Consider the following 15,685-nt stretch of genomic DNA (forward strand, 5'->3'; position numbering starts at 1 on the left):
GACACAACGCCCATGAATGCCGGCGCGACAAAGCTAGCGATCCGTTGCACGGACGTGGTCAAGCGCTACGGCACGTTCGTCGCTCTCGACCGGGTCTCGACCACGATCGCGACCGGCGAGGTCGTCTGCGTGATCGGCCCCTCGGGCAGCGGCAAGTCGACCCTGCTTCGGACCATGAACGGGCTCGAGACGATCGACAGCGGTACGGTCGATGTGCTCGGCCACACCCTGCCGGGGCCGCGCCGCGAGTTGGAGACGATCCGCCGCCGGGTCGGCATGGTGTTCCAGAACTTCAACCTGTTCGGCCACATGACGGTGCGCGAGAACCTCGTGCTGGCACCGATGACGGCACGCGGCCTCGGCCGCGCCGAGGCCGACGAGGCGGCGCAGAAGCTGCTGACGCGGGTCGGCATCGGCGAGCAGATCGATAAATACCCAGCCCAGCTTTCGGGAGGCCAGCAGCAGCGCGTTGCGATCGCCCGGGCGCTGGCGATGGAGCCGGAGATCATGCTGTTCGACGAACCGACCTCCGCGCTCGATCCCGAAATGGTCAACGAGGTGCTCGACGTCATGCGCGATCTCGCCCGCGGCGGCATGACCATGGTCGTCGTGACCCACGAGATGGGGTTTGCGCGCGAGGTCGGCGACCGCATCCTTTTCATGGCCGAGGGCCAGCTTCTGGTCGACGCCGCCCCCGCAACCTTCTTCACCGCGCCCGAGGACGAACGCCAGAAGGCGTTTTTGTCGAAGGTGTTGTGAGACGACGGCCCGCCACGCGGCGGCGCCACAGACAAACGTTCAACCTTGGAGGAGTCACTATGAAATCCAAAACGCTCATCGCGGCCGCGCTGGCCGCCCTGGTCGCCGCACCTGGGATCGCCGGCGCGGCCGACAATCAGATCCAGGAAATCCGCGATCGCGGCGTCCTGCAGGCCTGTCACGCCGAGGCGTTTCCCTGGGCGGTGAAGGACCCGGCCAGCAACGAATGGAAGGGGTCCGATGTCGAGGCCGCCAAGAACCTGGCCGCGGCGATGGGAGTCGAGGTCGAGCATGTCGACGCCACCTGGGGCACGTTGATCCCCAGCCTGGAGGCCGGCAAGTGCGACATCGTCATGGCGCCGATGTTCCGCACGCCGGAGCGCGCCATGCGCATTCTGTTCAGCGAGCCCTCCGGCCATGAGACCAAAAGCGTGACCGTCGGCCCCAACACCGACATTGCCGATCTGGCCGCGCTCGACCAGGAAGGCAAGGTGATCGTCGTTACCTCCGGCTCCGCCGACGAGGGGTTTGCCAAGCGCTTTTTCAAGAACGCCGAGGTGAAATCGCTGGTCACCGACAAGCTTTCCACGTTGCTGGTCGACGTTGCCAGCGGTCGTGCAGACGCCATGGTGAGCGATACGGCTTCGGCCAAGAAGCTGGTGGCGGAAAACGACAATCTCGACGTGCGCATTCTCGAAACCGACGAGCCGCTGGATCCGCAAGGCTATTCCTACGGGATCCGGCGCGGCGAGTATCATTTCCTGCGCCTGGTCAACATCTGGCAGGAAGCGGCCGAGCAGCAGGGCCTGAAGGCCGATTGGTCGGCCATGTTCAGCGAATAATTCTTTCCACCCGACCCCGCCAGGCCGTCCGGCGGCCGGGCGGGGTCTTTTTATCCAAGCTCAAGACGAGGACATCATGATCGAACGGATCGGCGTCGACCCCAAAACTCCCCTGCCGCTTGCGCCCGCCGTGCGCGCCGGCGATTTTCTGTTTCTGTCCGGCCAGGCCGCGCTGGATGAGACCGGCACGATCATCAACGGCAACATCGCCGAGCAGACCGAACTGACGATCCAGCGCATCGTCGCGGTTCTGCAAAAATGCGGCTGCACGCTCGCCGATGTGGTCAAGACCACGGTGTGGCTCGACGACGCGCGTGATTTCGGCGCCTTCAACAAGGTCTATGCGCAGCATTTCGGCAGCGCTCCGCCGGCGCGCTCCACGGTCGTCTCGCCGCTTGTCGTCGACGGCAAGATCGAGATCGAAGTCGTCGCCTACAAACCGGTCTGACCGTACCTCTAGCTATCCATCAATATAAAGGCCCATCTCATGAGCGAAATGCCGACCACCGTTCACGACGCGATCGAATCGTGTCGCAGCGAGCTTTATGCCGCCGTCTTGAGCGACACGCTCGACCGTCACGGTCTCTACAACCAGTCGCCGCGCGGCGCCATGCGGTTGCTCGACGTGTCCAAGCCGCTCTGCGGCCTTGCCAGGGTCGGCATCTACATGCCGGTCTATCACGACAGTGAGGAGCTCGACGTCTACGGCGAGGAGATCGATCTCGTCGACAGCCTGCAGCCGAACGAGGTGCCGGTGCTTGCCTGCCACGGGTTGGCGCATATCGCGCCGTGGGGCGAGTTGCTGTCGACCCGCGCCCAGGTGCTCAAGGCCGGCGGTTTCGTCACCGACGGTTCGGTGCGCGACGCCCGTATGATTCGTGAAATGGGCTTTCCGGTAGTGTGTGCAGGCACGACGCCGGTTGACACCAAATATCGCGGCAAGCTGGTGCTTTACGACGTGCCGGGCAAGATCGGCGGCGTCGACGTCAACAGCGGCGATCTGGTTTTCGCCGACGAGGACGGCATGGTGATCGTGCCGCGCACGCTGATCGTCGAGGTGGTCGGTGTGGCGCTGGCCAAGGTGCGCGCGGAAACCACGGTACGCAACGAGCTGGCGGCCGGCGAAACGCTGCGCACGATCTTCACGCGCCACCGGATCCTTTAGGCCATGACCGTGTCGCCCCTGACGGGAAAGCGGGTGCTCGTCACCGCGGCCGGCGCCGGCATCGGCCGGGCCTTCGCTGAGCGCATGGCTGCGGCGGGCGCGCATGTGCTCGCCACCGACATCGACCGCAGCGCGCTCGCCGGCCTGGAAGGGCCGGCGGGCATCCGCACGGCCGGGCTCAATGTATGCGACGAACGCGCGATCGGCGCGCTGGTCGACGAGCACGGGCCGTTCGATGTGTTGATGAACTGCGCCGGGATCGTGCATTCCGGCACGATCATGGACGCCACGGAGGCGGAGTTCGACCGTGCCGTCGATGTCAACGTGCGCGCGATGATGCGCACCATTCGGGCTGTTATGCCCGGCATGCTCGCGCAGGGCGACGGCGCGATCGTCAACATCGCGTCGGTGGTGTCCAGTGTGAAGGCGGCTCCCAACCGATTCGTCTACGCCACAACCAAGGCGGCGGTGATCGGCCTGACCAAGTCCGTGGCCGCCGATTTCGTCGCCCGCGGCATCCGCTGCAATGCGATTTGTCCGGGAACGGTCGACAGTCCCTCGCTCCAGCAAAGAATGCGGGCGGGCGGGGACTACGAGGCCGCCAGGGCGGCCTTCATCGCGCGCCAGCCGATGGGGCGCATCGGCACGCCTGACGAGATCGCCGATCTTGCCCTGCATCTGGCCGGGGCGACTTTCACCACCGGCCAGGCCTATGTCATCGATGGCGGCTGGACCGCCTGATCCATTGGCCCCGCGCGCCGATGCCGCGCGGGGCCGCATCGGACTTGCCTGCGAAAAATTTGGAGAACTGATGTGAAGCTCGTGCGTTATGGTGCGCCCGGACGGGAACGGCCGGGGCTTGTCGACGACCGGGGCGCGCTGCGCGACCTGTCGGCTCACGTCGACGACTTGGCTGGAGAGGTGCTCGATCCGCGGGCGCTCGCCCGGCTCAAGACGATCGATCCTTCCTCGTTGCCGAAGGTGGAGGGCGATCCGCGGCTCGGCCCTTGCGTCGCCGGTACGGGGAAATTCATCTGTGTCGGCCTCAACTATTCCGACCATGCGGCCGAGGCGGGAGCCGCGGTCCCTTCCGAACCGATCCTGTTCATGAAGGCGACATCGGCGATTTGCGGCCCCAATGACGACCTCGTCCTGCCGCGCGGTTCACAAAAGACCGACTGGGAGGTCGAGCTCGGCGTGGTGATCGGGCGGACGGCCAGATATGTCGACGAAGCCGAAGCGCTCGATCACGTGGCCGGCTATTGCACTGTGCACGACGTATCCGAACGCGCCTACCAGCTCGAGCACGAGGGGCAGTGGACCAAGGGCAAGTCGGCAGACACGTTCGGGCCAACCGGACCCTGGCTGGTGCCGGCCGATGCAATCGAAAATCCGCTCGCGCTGCCGATGTGGCTCAAGGTGAACGGCGAAACCATGCAGGACGGATCCACGGCGACGATGATCTTCAAGCCGGCTTTCCTGGTTTCTTACATCAGCCGCTTCATGTCCTTGCAACCGGGCGATATCATCTCCACCGGCACCCCGCCGGGCGTCGGCATGGGCAAGACGCCGCCACGCTATCTGCGCGCGGGCGATGTCGTCGAACTCGGCATTGACGGGCTCGGGACGCAGCGCCAGACCGTGGTGGCCGCGCGTTAAAACAAGAAGTGAGAGCCGTTCTGCGTTTCCGTTAAAAAGCAGAACGGCTCTCGGCCGGAGCCAAATGGCTCCGGCCAAGCCACGAAATGCGGAGGAGCGGCGGATTCCGCCTATCCAAGAGCGGCCTCAGCGCGTGCTGTCGACGTAGCGTTGCATGCGCTTCATTGCGCCTGGGCCGAGTGCACGCCGATTCGCGTCGTCGCTGAAAATCGGCAATTCATCGGCGCGGTGGCAGGCGAGGCCACGATCGGCCCTGTCGGCCAGGGCCGGCGGCTCGCGTCGGCAGCGTTCGGCGGCGAACGGGCAGCGCGGATGGAAATGGCAGCCGGGCGGTGGGTCGATCGGGCTCGGCATCTCGCCCAGAATTTCCCTCTTGCGGGCGCCCGCAAGACTACCCACCCGCGGCACGGCCGACACCAGCATGCGCGTATAGGGATGGCCGGGGGCGTCGAACAGCGCCTTGCGGTCCCCGCGTTCCACCACGCAGCCGAGATACGTCACCGCCACCTGGTCGGCCATGTGGCGGACGACGGCCAGATCGTGGGCGATGAACACATAGGCCAGGCCGAGGCGAGCCTGAAGGTCCTTGAGCAGGTTGATGATCTGAGCCTGCACGGAGACGTCGAGCGCCGACACCGGCTCGTTTTTTCGCCGCGCTGCGGCACACAGCATGAAAACGAGGACGACATGAGCGCATCCGCCCCGACACGGGTCGAGGTCGAAACCGAGCTTGGCAGCTTCACGCTGGCTGTTGACGAGGCCAACGCACCGATCAGCGCCGGCAATTTTCTCGCCTATGTCGATGGCGGCCATCTCGACGGCAGTGCGGTCTACCGGATCGTCACCATGCACAATCAGCCGCCCGAGACACCGCACAAGATCGAGGTCATCCAATGGGGGTGGCGCCTGACCAACGGCACCGAACCGCCATTTCCGCCGATCCCGCACGAGCCGACCTCGCAGACCGGGCTGCGGCATCTGGACGGGACACTGTCGATGGCCCGGCGCGCGCCGGGCACTGCGGGGCCGGGTTTCTTCATCTGCCGCGGCGACCAGCCCGAACTGGACGAGGGCGGCGGCCGCAATCCCGATCGCGCCGGCTTTGCGGCGTTCGGCCAGCTTGTCTCCGGCCGCCAGACCATTGAAAGCCTGTTCGCTCGCGCAACAAGCAAGGAATATCTCGAAACCCCGATCCGTATCGTCCGGGTTGCCAGGATGGCTTCGCCGGACGCAGCGCGGTGACCGGACGATCGACCCGCTCCAAAACGGTGGTCGCCGATGTGTGTTGCCAGCGAAGCTGGCGGCCCCGGGGGAGGGCGTAGCAGCAAGAAGGCCTCGTCTGGCGCGACGTTGCGGAAATAGGCAGTTGAAATGGTGGGCGATGACAGGCTCGAACTGCCGACATCTTCGGTGTAAACGAAGCGCTCTACCAACTGAGCTAATCGCCCGCCTCGGCGCGGTTTAAGCGCTTCGTGGGCAATGTGCAAGCCTTCGCCGGCAGCGCGCACGCATGGCCGGCCCGGGGTCGGTGTCGTGTTTTTTGTCGCAGGCTGAGCCTGCCGTGTGCCTGCCCGCGGCAGGATAAAACCCACCCGCCCGCGTCGTTGGCGCGACGCCGCTCGCCTCGGTCCGGCAAGGGCGTGCACAATCGCTCTCGGGGCGCTTGACAGGCATTCGCGAACCGCTTAATTCAGCCGCCACGACGACGGTGCCTGTGGGCAACGCAAGTCGCAGCGCGGGTGTAGCTCAGTCGGTTAGAGTGCCGGCCTGTCACGCCGGAGGTCGCGGGTTCGAGCCCCGTCACTCGCGCCATTCTTGTCTCGATTCCGTCTTCCTGAAACAGGCAGTGCGCAGCGCCTATGGCTTGCGCCGTCTTGACGTTGGTCGCCGTTTTTCCGACAGTTCGCCACGACACGGTCGCCGCCGCGCGTGCCAGGTGTGAAATGTTGGTTTTGCGCGACAGGGAGGCAAGCTCGATGCCGGCTTCGGCCGAGACCCTTGACGATCCGGGCGCCGAGGCCGGCGCGCGCGCCGCGCCGACGGAAATCGAGCTCAAGCTGGTGGTTCCCGCCGCGCGCCTGGCCGAGATAGCATGCGCGCCGGTAATCGAGCGTCATGCCCGCAATGCCGGGACCGTCCGCCGCCTGAACTCGGTCTATTACGACACGCCCGACCGGTCCCTTTGGGAAGCCGGCTTTACGCTGCGCGTGCGCAGCAAGGGCTCGGCCTGCACAATGACGGTCAAGTCGACGGCGCCCGTCAATGGCGGTCTGCTCGGGCGCAGCGAGTGGGAGGCGCCGGTGCCGGACATGCAGCCGCGCATCGAGGTGCTGGCCCCGCACCTGCCCAAAGCCTTCTTCGCGGCGCTCGGCGCGGCCCCGCTCGAACCGATGTTTTCGACCGAAGTCAGGCGCCGCACGCGCAAGCTCGACCTGCCCGACGCCGTGATCGAACTGGCCGTCGACGAAGGCCGCGTCGTGGCCGGAGCGGCGAGCGAGCCGATCTGCGAGCTCGAATTCGAGCTCGAAAGCGGCGCCGCATCGGCCCTCTACGATCTGGCGCTCGGCCTTCTCGATCACGGACCGGCCGAGCTCAGCGTCCGCAGCAAGGCGGCGCGCGGCTTCGACCTGGCGCTCGGCCGGCCACCGGCCTATGCGAAGGCGAAGAAAAGCGCCCTTCGCGGCCGGGTCGTCCTCGACGACGTTTTCGCGGCTATGCTGGTCGATGCCTTGCTACATTTCGTGCACAACAAGCCGGCCGCCGTCGACGGTCGCCATCCCGAAGGGGTCCACCAGCTGCGCGTCGCGCTGCGGCGCATGCGCGCCATCCTCAAGCTGCTGGGCAAGCTGACCGACTCGTCCGAGGCCGGCGCGTTCGCCGATGAGGCGCGTTGGCTGGCCAGCGCGCACGGCGACGCCCGCGAGTGGGACGTTTTCCTGGCCGAGACCGTGCCGCCCGTCGCCTCGGGCTGCCCGGAGATTGCCGGTTTCGCCGTCCTGCAAGCCGCGGCCGAGCGCTTGCGCGCCGAGGGCTACGATAAAGCCCGCACCGCGCTGGCCGACCGTCGCGCCCAGCGCTTTCAGCTTCTGCTCGCCCGCTGGATCGAATGCCGGGGTTGGCGCGCCGAACTGTCTGACAAGGCGCGCGCCGCTCTTGCCGCGCCGGCGACCGACCATGCGCTCGCCGTGCTGACGCGCCAGCACCGCAAGGTGCTGGCCAAGGGGCGGCATTTCGACAGGCTGGAACCGGAAGCCCGCCACGAATTGCGCCTGGCGGTCAAGAAGCTTCGCTACGTCACCGACTTCCTGCTGCCGTTGTGCGCAAGGGGCAAGCGGGCAAAACGCTACGCCAAGACGCTGTCGGCTCTCCAGGACGGGCTCGGCCGTTACAATGACGTCGCCGTCACCGCCGCTCTGCTCGACCGGCTGGCCGTGCCGGAAACACCGGCGGCCGGGCATGAGGCATGCGGCGCGATACGTGGCTGGCAGGCCCGCGACCTGGCCGATCTGGAAGCGGGCCTGCGTGCCTTGTGGGACGCCTTCCGCGCCGCCGGCCGGCCCTGGACCGGATAAGGGGCGGCTTTGCGGCGCGTGCGGATCACGCCGCCGCCTGGCCGTCGCCGACAGAGCCTGCCGACAACGGCAACCCGTCGCAGAACCTGACCTGCCGGCAGCGCCGCAGCGCCGCCGCGGATCGCAAAGATCCGCCGCGGTCCGGACGTCGCGGGCGTCCCTTTTCGTCCCGTCTGCAACTCCGAATGTATGAAAATCTCAATATAAGCAATGAAATACATTTTCTAGTTGCATTTTAAGTAAAAATCCGAAACCATCGATGTAGAGTTCATTTTATGTGCAAAAGGGGATCGTAGATGTCCCTGGGATGTCGCGGTTTCGGCTTCAATTTATGTGGAGTCGTGGCCGGAAATGTGGTTTTTGTATCGTTTTTCAGCGTCTTTTTGCCTGATCTTGTCGGGTTGAGACAGGCGCAAGCTCAGGACGGCTCCGAAGTGGCAGGGGACGTGTTGCAGCAAAAATTCTCCGAATACGCAAACCAATGTTTGACAGAGCTTTCCGGAAAAAACCCGATCGCCTTTCCAAAGCGGTTCCAATGCATTGACGGTCCTATTCTGCCGATAAGCCAGAAGGGGGTGCCGATCCCCGCCGACACGCCGGCGGATTCGAAATACTTCACCGACAAGACGGCATGCGATAAGCCGCCCATCCTCGACATCTCGCGCGGCGGAATCGGGCAATGCGTGCCGAACTCACGCCTTCAGGTGCGACAGGTCGAGCAGCAGGACGTGGATCAGAAGGACTGGCCCTATTACGCGCTTTTGTGCCGCAACTACAAATATCGCAGCCTCGCGGAAGAGAAGATCAAGCCGGAATATGACGATATCGCCATGATCGTCTACAGCCCGGCCAACAAGAAAACCTGCTTTTTCCAGCGGCTGTCCGACCCCAATCTGACCGCCTTTACCGTCTCCGGCAGCGCCTTTGCCCCGCAGCAGGCGATCCCGGGAACCGATATTCCTTCTCCCTTCGAGGCCGGCGCGGATGCGTTCTGGGACAAACCTTCCGTGGTCGAACAGATCAACTGCGCCCAATGCCACGACGCCAACCCCTATGTGCGCACGCCCTATGCCTATCAGGTGACGATCAACAAGACCGACAGCCTACCGCGGCGTAGCTCCGGCGAAGCCTACGAGATCGTCGCGCTCGACCATTTCGGTGCGAGCTGGAAGCAATATCACGGCTACTTCGACATTCAGCCGCGCAAGACGGGCGAGGAGGGGGCGTGCGTGACCTGCCACAGCCTCGGGCTCGGCAATTCCAGCGGCTCGTTCACCGATTATTCGGCCGGCAAGCTGGCGCCGAACCAGCTCGATACCGGCGAATTCGATGACACCCACTGGATGCCGCCGCGAGCCAAGCCGACGAGCTGGAGCAAGAATTACGACAGTTCGGTGAAGAAGCTGCAGGCCTGCAACGCCACGCCGGACGCCAAGGGCTGTAACAAGAAGATGCTGCACTAACGCGGCGAAACCGCCTGACGAGGGCATGGCAACGACCGGCGGATGTCGGTTTTCGAAACGGCGCGCGAACGACACGACCATCCGTGAAGCCAGGCTTCAGCCTTCGCGGCCGGGGTCGGGGCGACGGTTGGATGCGTGCGGCTGCCGGAGGGCAAACAAGGCGATCGCCACCATGACCGCGCGGCCAAGCGCGGCGCTGAACAAGGGGAGAGGATGGGATGCCCGAAACCGAAAAGGAATCCGGCAAGGTGGCCAAGGCCGATGCGTCGTCGCCGGCCGCGAACGCCAAACAGGCCGAAAAAACCGCCAAGACAACGCCGCGACCCAATGGCCAGACCCGCGTCAAGGCCGCGCCGCCGCCGGCGCAGGATTTTTCCGAGGCGATCTACAACGCCATCATCGCCAGTTTCGCCAACAAGAACCCGACCCAGATGTTTTGTCTGTGTTGGCCCGGCACCGTGCTCGATGCAGGACACCTCGGATGGGAGGATAGCGAGGAGACGGCCGGCAACATGCCCGAGCGCGCGCTCATCCGCACCTCGCAGATCCTCGATCAATATGTGCCCCCGGCGCCGATCACCCAGCCCGACGGGACGCGGGTGTCGGATCGCTACAAGCAGGCCGTCGCGCAACTCGGCCCCATGCCGAGCGTCGACCTGATCCGCCTGCAGGAAATCATTCGCGAGCGCCTGCAAACCAAGGTGGACGTGGTGATCGACGGCAAGGATGTCACCATCCGCCTGGTCGACTATTTCGATTATCTGTTCCAGCAATGGATCAGGGCCAAGCAGAACTGGGGCAAGCTGCAGGCCGAGATGCGGGCCAAATTCAAGGCCGACAATCCGCTCGATCCTACACGTGCCTGGGACGAATATCTGGCCTGGTATGCCGTCAACGCAGACGGCCATATTCAGGAAATCAACGCCAAATACGATCAACTCGTCGTCGAATTTCCGCTGACGGCCTGGCAGGACGCCATCACCGTGCTCGACACCAGCGACGACGGCGGATTGAACGAGGCCAAGCAGCTCGTGCGCAACGCCGTCATCCCTGTTCCCTACCAGGAAGGGATGAACTATTACCCCACGCGCGGCGTGCCGTATTCATGGCCGAAGGAAATCAAGCCTTCGACCAAGTTCATCGATCTTCTGGCCGATCCGGAAGCCCAGCAACAGGCGCTCGACGTCGCGCGCACGCAGCTTGAGCTCGAGATCCGCACCTGGATGGCGATCATCCCGCAGATCGACGATGCGACGGTGAAAGCCGATGCGGATGCCTTCCAGAAGGCGGGCCAGGCCTTCAGCGACGCCCAGTCGGCGCTGATTAAGACCTATACCGAAAACGCCGTCACCGCGGTCAAGATATTCTGCGACGTCATGGAATCGCGCGGCAATCCGCTGGCCAACGTGACCGACAGCAACGAGCAGAAGGAACTGACCGACGAAATCAACGAGCTGGGCACCAATCTGGGCAAGTCGGAACCGAGCAAGGGTGTGCCGCAGACCATGGACTGGGCGATGATCAAGGACATCGCCGATCAGGTGGGCACCGGCCAAGGCAAGCTCGTCGACGCGCAACAAACCTTGATCGACAGCGGCTGGGCCCTGGCGGGAGCGGCGACGAAATTTCTGCAGACCGACGCCAACCGCATCCAGTTCGAATGGCTCGACGCCTATGTCAAGCAGCTCGAGACCAAGCTGGCGGCGATCGAGCGGTTGGAACGGCAGATGGCGTCGGCCTCCAACGTCTACTACGACTATCTCTATTCGCCGGAAAACGAGAAGCTGAAGGAACAAAACCCCAATATCGACCTGAATGACACCAACGCGTTCGGCACCAATTCCTTCCCCAACAAGCTCGACTACCCGGCCAACAACCGCTGGACACAGCTCACCGTCACCATCTCCAAGGACCAGTTGGCGACGTCGAAGACGATGAACACCTATTTCGACCGCATGCAGTGGGGCGTGAACCTGTTTTTGGGCAGCGGCGGCGGCACGACCGAGGTGAGCGGAACCGAGTTCGCCGAGCGCTTCATGCAGGCGTCCGACGAAATCCAGATCGGGTTCCTGTGCAAAAAGGTGCTGATCGACAGGGCCTGGATGAAGCCGGAGGTTTTCACCCACACCTCGGATTTCTTCCGCACGCTGCAAAAGCCGCTCGCACCCGACACCCAGCTCGAAAACTATCAATTCATGGGCGACAAGGGCGAGGAAAAGCTGCTCAACGTTCTCAAAAACTATTCCTTCCCCGCCTATCCGGTGGCCGTGCTTCTGGCCAAGGACGTGTCGATCAAGGTCAAGATCGACATGGCCGAATCCGAGGCGCTGCGCAGCACGTCGAAATCGGTCAAGAGCCAGGGCGGCGGGTTTCTGGTGTTTTCGATTTCGCGCTCCGAGGCCGCGAGCTCGGAGGAAGACAGCATGAACAGCTACGTCATGAACGGCCAGATGATCGCCCGGGCGCCCGCGCCGCAGATCATAGGCTACTGGACGCAGTTTCTGCCGCCGGATCGTTCCACCTATATCGACGAGGCGACGGCGCGCGACATCGCCGAGGCGATCAGTTTCGTCGGCCGGCTGCAGGGCGCGCACGCAACGCCGGTGGAGCGCAAGGGCGTTCCGCAACGGGCTTGATCGCGGGCGACGCGGGGGGAGGCGCCCGTCCGGGCACGGTGTGGCGGAGGGATGCCGGCCGTGAATGCGCCTACCCGGCCAGCACGGCCTCCATCTCGGCCTTGGTCCTTGCCGCTGCCTCCTCCTTGACCGGCCCGTAGCCGCGGATTTGCATCGGCAGCGCCATGGCGTCGGCCAGCCGGGCCTGCGTGTCGGGCGCGAGTTCGCCAAGCGCGCGGTCGATCTTGTGTTCGTACCAGCTAATCAGCGCGCGCTCCATGCGCCGCTCTGCGGTGTGGCCGAACGGATCGATCGCCGTGCCGCGCAGGCTTTTCATACGCGCAAGTAGCCAGAAGGGCAGGCGGATCCAGGGACCGAAGGCGCGTTTCAGCGGCCGGCCGCGTGCATCCTTGCCGCCGGGCAGGAAGGGCGGCGCGAGATGATGGACGATACGGAACTCGCCGTCGAACTCGTCTTTCAGCCGCTCCGCGAACCCTGTTTGCGTATGCAGCCGCGCCACCTCGTATTCGTCCTTGTAGGCCATCAGCTTGAACAGCGCCCGCGCGACCGCCGCCGTGAGGCTTTCGCTGCCAAGTCCCGCCTCGGCGGCGCGCACTTTGTCGACCATCATGCGATAGCGGGTGGCGTAGAGCTCGTCCTGGTAGTCGGTCAAAAACGCCTCGCGGCGTGAAATCAGCGTATCGAGCGTTTCCGGTGCCGCCGCCGGCGGCGCAATCAGCGCGGCCAGCCGCGCCGGTTCGGCGTAGGCGATACGCCCGAGCAGCAGGGCACGATGGTTTTGCTCCACCGCGACGCCGTTGAGCACGATTGCCTGGCGCAGCGCCTCCAACGACACCGGCACCAGCCCGGCCTGCCAGGCAAAGCCCAGCATCATCACATTGGCGAACACCGAATCGCCGAACAGTTTTTCCGCCGCCCGGTTGGCGTCGAGCGCGGCGATGTTGTCGGCGCCGGTGACGGCGGTGATGGCGGCCAGCCGCGCGTCGACCCTGAGGCTGGCGTCGCGCCGGCGCACGATGTCGCCGGTCGGCATCTCGGCCAGATTGACCGCGGCTTTCATGCCCGGCCGGTAGGAGGTCGAGGCCTTGGGCGAGGACGACACGACGATGTCGCAGCCGATCAGTGCGTCGGCCGCGCCCTGGTCGATGCGCACCTGATGCAGCATCTGCGGCGTCGGCGCGATGCGGACATAAGACAGGACCGGCCCGAATTTTTGCGCGAAACCGGTGAAGTCGAGCACCGACGCGCCGCGCGCTTCCAGATGCGCGGCCATGGTGACGAGCTGGCCGACCGTGATCACGCCGGTGCCGCCAACACCGGTGATCAGCAGATCGTAGGGCTGGTCGAGCGCCGGCGGTTCCGGCTCGGGCAGGACGCCGGCAAGTCTCGTCAGGTCGACCTCCAGCCCGGTCTTCTTGCGCCGTGTCGCGCCCTCGACTGTCACGAAGGACGGGCAGAAACCGTTGACGCAGGAAAAATCCTTGTTGCAGGAGGACTGGTTGATGCGCCGCTTGGGCCCGAACTCGGTCTCGACCGGTTCGACCGACAGACAGTTCGATTCCACCGAACAGTCGCCGCAGCCCTCGCACACCAATTCGTTGATGACGGCGAATTTCTTCGGATCCTCCATCGTGCCGCGCTTGCGGCGCCGGCGCTTTTCCGTCGCGCAGGTCTGTTCGTAGATCAGCACCGTCACGCCGCCAATCTCGCGCAGCTCGCGCTGCACGGCGTCCATCGTGCGCCGATGATGGATGCTGGTGCCGGGGGGGAGGTCGCCGCGACGGAATTTTTCCGGTTGATCGGAAACCAGCGCGATGCGCTCCACGCCCTCTGCGCGTACCTGGTGCGCGATCGCCTGCACGCTGACCGGCCCGTCGACCGGCTGGCCGCCGGTCATGGCGACGGCGTCGTTGTAGAGGATCTTGTAGGTGATGTTGGCGCCGGCGGCGACCGCCTGACGGATCGCCATCGAACCGGAATGATACCAGGTGCCTTCGCCGAGATTCTGGAAGACATGGCCCTTGCCTGTAAAGCGCGAGGAGGCGGCCCAGTTGACGCCTTCGCCGCCCATCTGGATCAGCGAGCTGGTCTCGCGGTCCATCCAGCTTGCCATAAAATGGCAGCCGATTCCGGCCAACGCCTTGGAGCCCTCCGGCACCTTGGTGGAGGTGTTGTGCGGACAGCCCGAGCAGAAATAGGGCGTGCGCGCGGCCCCTTCGACGGCAATCGCGATCGGTTCCGCGCGCGTGATCGCAGCCGCCCGCTCGGCGAAGCCGCGCCCGGGAAACAACCCCTCGAGCCGGCCGGCGACGATCGGCACCAGGGCGCGCGGCGACAATTCGCCCGTCCACGGCACCAGCCTTTCGCCGCACTCGTCGCGCTTGCCGACCATCACCCTGGGCTTGTGACCGGGCCAGTCGTAAAAATATTCCTTGAACTGGCTTTCGATGATGCCGCGCTTTTCCTCCACCACCAGCACTTCGTCCTTGCCGCGCACGAAGTCGAGCGCGTCGCGGCGCGCCAGCGGCCACACCATGCCGACCTTGTAGATGTCGATGCCGAGTTCGCGGCATTCGGCTTCGCCGATGCCCAGCAGGCGCAGCGCCTCCATCAGGTCGCCATGGCCCTTGCCGGTGGTGACGATGCCGAAACGGGCCTTCTTGACGTCGTAGATGTGCCGGTCGATCGGATTGGCCTCGGCGAAGGCGAAAACGGCGTGTTTCTTCGCCTCCATGCGCTCCTCGATCTGCGGGCCGGGCAGGTCGGGCCAGCGATAATGCAGGCCGCCGGGCGGCGGGTCGAAATCGGGAGCAGCAAAGACCCCGTCGGGTCCGATCTCCACAGAGGCAGCCGATTCGACCGTTTCCGATACCGCCTTGAAGCCGACCCACATGCCCGAAAAACGCGACAGCGCGTAGCCATATTCGCCAAAGGCCAGATATTCGCCGACGCTGGCCGGGTTCAGCATCGGCATGAACCAGGCCATGAAGGCGACGTCGGACTGGTGCGGCATCGAGGAGGAGACGCAGCCGTGGTCGTCGCCGGCCACCACCAGCACCCCGCCATGCGGCGAGGACCCGTAGGCGTTGCCGTGCTTGAGCGCGTCCCCGGCGCGGTCGACGCCAGGTCCCTTGCCGTACCACATCGAAAACACGCCCTGCACCTCGCGGTCGGGATTGGTTTCGACCTGCTGGGTGCCGAGCACGGCCGTCGCGGCCAGATCTTCGTTGACGGCGGGCAGGAACTCGATGCGGTTTTCGGCAATCAGCGCCTTGGCGCGCCACAGTTCCAGGTCGACGCCGCCGAGTGGCGAGCCGCGATAGCCCGACACGAAACCGGCCGTGTCGAGACCCGCCTGCCGGTCGCGCCGGGCCTGGTCGACGAGCACGCGCACAAGCGCCTGGGTGCCGGTCATGAAGACGCGGCCGGAAGTCGCGGCATAGCGGTCCTCGAGCCGGTAGCGGTAATAGTCGCGGACGGGATCGTGCGCGGTCACGGGTTCCTCCCAGGAAATGAAGGGGGAAGTGTAGCCGATTTGCGCTGGAATTTTTGTTCAGATTGCCGTTATCTGCCCCACTAAATGAAAACT

12 protein-coding genes and 2 tRNA genes are annotated in these 15,685 nt (G+C 65.0%); 11 read left to right on the forward strand and 3 right to left on the reverse strand.

From position 1 onward, the window contains the following. Window positions 1-12 precede the first annotated feature (12 nt). The 6 genes from EP380_RS05575 to EP380_RS05600 all read left to right on the forward strand — a co-directional run bounded on the left by EP380_RS05575 (window position 13) and on the right by EP380_RS05600 (window position 4,425). Window positions 13-759, forward strand: a complete 747-nt coding sequence (locus EP380_RS05575) for an amino acid ABC transporter ATP-binding protein (protein WP_127597253.1) — start codon at window positions 13-15, stop codon at window positions 757-759. A gap of 59 nt (window positions 760-818) precedes the next feature. Further along, window positions 819-1,601, forward strand: a complete 783-nt coding sequence (locus EP380_RS05580; protein ID WP_106569841.1) for a substrate-binding periplasmic protein — start codon at window positions 819-821, stop codon at window positions 1,599-1,601. Window positions 1,602-1,677: 76 nt separating this feature from the next. Beyond that, window positions 1,678-2,049 carry a RidA family protein gene (locus EP380_RS05585; RefSeq protein ID WP_106569840.1) on the forward strand — a complete coding sequence of 124 codons (372 nt, stop codon included), beginning with the start codon at window positions 1,678-1,680 and terminating at the stop codon, window positions 2,047-2,049. A 39-nt stretch (window positions 2,050-2,088) separates the two neighbouring features. Then, window positions 2,089-2,766: an RraA family protein gene (locus tag EP380_RS05590; RefSeq protein ID WP_238719742.1), complete on the forward strand. Its 678-nt coding sequence runs from the start codon at window positions 2,089-2,091 to the stop codon at window positions 2,764-2,766. Window positions 2,767-2,769: 3 nt separating this feature from the next. Further along, window positions 2,770-3,507: an SDR family oxidoreductase gene (locus EP380_RS05595; protein WP_127597255.1), complete on the forward strand. Its 738-nt coding sequence runs from the start codon at window positions 2,770-2,772 to the stop codon at window positions 3,505-3,507. Between the two features lie 72 nt (window positions 3,508-3,579). Next, window positions 3,580-4,425 (forward strand): fumarylacetoacetate hydrolase family protein, encoded by an 846-nt coding sequence (locus EP380_RS05600; protein WP_127597257.1) that lies wholly within the window; start codon window positions 3,580-3,582, stop codon window positions 4,423-4,425. A 126-nt stretch (window positions 4,426-4,551) separates the two neighbouring features. Here EP380_RS05600 and EP380_RS05605 read toward each other — a convergent pair whose 3' ends face one another. Then, window positions 4,552-5,061: an oligopeptide/dipeptide ABC transporter ATP-binding protein gene (locus EP380_RS05605; protein WP_420845841.1), complete on the reverse strand. Its 510-nt coding sequence runs from the start codon at window positions 5,059-5,061 to the stop codon at window positions 4,552-4,554. Between the two features lie 51 nt (window positions 5,062-5,112). Here EP380_RS05605 and EP380_RS05610 point away from each other — a divergent pair, with 51 nt between their 5' ends. Next, the gene (locus tag EP380_RS05610) at window positions 5,113-5,667 is read left to right on the forward strand and encodes a peptidylprolyl isomerase (protein ID WP_127597261.1); all 555 of its coding nucleotides are present in this window, start codon (window positions 5,113-5,115) and stop codon (window positions 5,665-5,667) included. 130 nt (window positions 5,668-5,797) lie between these two features. Here EP380_RS05610 and EP380_RS05615 read toward each other — a convergent pair. Beyond that, window positions 5,798-5,873 (reverse strand) — tRNA-Val (locus tag EP380_RS05615). 287 nt (window positions 5,874-6,160) lie between these two features. Between EP380_RS05615 and EP380_RS05620 the strand changes: the two genes are divergently transcribed. The 4 genes from EP380_RS05620 to EP380_RS05635 all read left to right on the forward strand — a co-directional run bounded on the left by EP380_RS05620 (window position 6,161) and on the right by EP380_RS05635 (window position 12,096). Then, window positions 6,161-6,237 (forward strand) — tRNA-Asp (locus EP380_RS05620). 164 nt (window positions 6,238-6,401) lie between these two features. After that, on the forward strand, window positions 6,402-7,997 hold the full coding sequence (locus tag EP380_RS05625) for a CYTH and CHAD domain-containing protein (protein ID WP_164749765.1): 1,596 nt from the start codon (window positions 6,402-6,404) through the stop codon (window positions 7,995-7,997). A gap of 341 nt (window positions 7,998-8,338) precedes the next feature. After that, entirely contained in the window at window positions 8,339-9,460 is a 1,122-nt protein-coding gene (locus EP380_RS05630; RefSeq protein WP_127597265.1) for a hypothetical protein, read from the forward strand. 218 nt (window positions 9,461-9,678) lie between these two features. Further along, window positions 9,679-12,096, forward strand: coding sequence for a hypothetical protein (locus EP380_RS05635; protein ID WP_127597267.1), 2,418 nt, complete (start codon window positions 9,679-9,681; stop codon window positions 12,094-12,096). A 70-nt stretch (window positions 12,097-12,166) separates the two neighbouring features. Here the strand turns inward: EP380_RS05635 and EP380_RS05640 are convergent, their stop codons facing one another. Further along, on the reverse strand, window positions 12,167-15,592 hold the full coding sequence (locus EP380_RS05640) for an indolepyruvate ferredoxin oxidoreductase family protein (RefSeq protein ID WP_127597269.1): 3,426 nt from the start codon (window positions 15,590-15,592) through the stop codon (window positions 12,167-12,169). Window positions 15,593-15,685: the final 93 nt, after the last annotated feature.

Origin of the sequence: Nitratireductor alexandrii, assembly GCF_004000215.1 — a bacterium.
GTDB lineage: Bacteria > Pseudomonadota > Alphaproteobacteria > Rhizobiales > Rhizobiaceae > Mangrovimarina > Mangrovimarina alexandrii.

Bases quoted from the DNA above. Each gene is read 5' to 3' on its own strand.
- EP380_RS05575 (WP_127597253.1), top strand. From the start codon at position 13: ATGAATGCCGGCGCGACAAAGCTAGCGATCCGTTGCACGGACGTGGTC.
- EP380_RS05580 (WP_106569841.1), top strand. From the start codon at position 819: ATGAAATCCAAAACGCTCATCGCGGCCGCGCTGGCCGCCCTGGTCGCC.
- EP380_RS05585 (WP_106569840.1), top strand. From the start codon at position 1,678: ATGATCGAACGGATCGGCGTCGACCCCAAAACTCCCCTGCCGCTTGCG.
- EP380_RS05590 (WP_238719742.1), top strand. From the start codon at position 2,089: ATGAGCGAAATGCCGACCACCGTTCACGACGCGATCGAATCGTGTCGC.
- EP380_RS05595 (WP_127597255.1), top strand. From the start codon at position 2,770: ATGACCGTGTCGCCCCTGACGGGAAAGCGGGTGCTCGTCACCGCGGCC.
- EP380_RS05610 (WP_127597261.1), top strand. From the start codon at position 5,113: ATGAGCGCATCCGCCCCGACACGGGTCGAGGTCGAAACCGAGCTTGGC.
- EP380_RS05625 (WP_164749765.1), top strand. From the start codon at position 6,402: ATGCCGGCTTCGGCCGAGACCCTTGACGATCCGGGCGCCGAGGCCGGC.
- EP380_RS05635 (WP_127597267.1), top strand. From the start codon at position 9,679: ATGCCCGAAACCGAAAAGGAATCCGGCAAGGTGGCCAAGGCCGATGCG.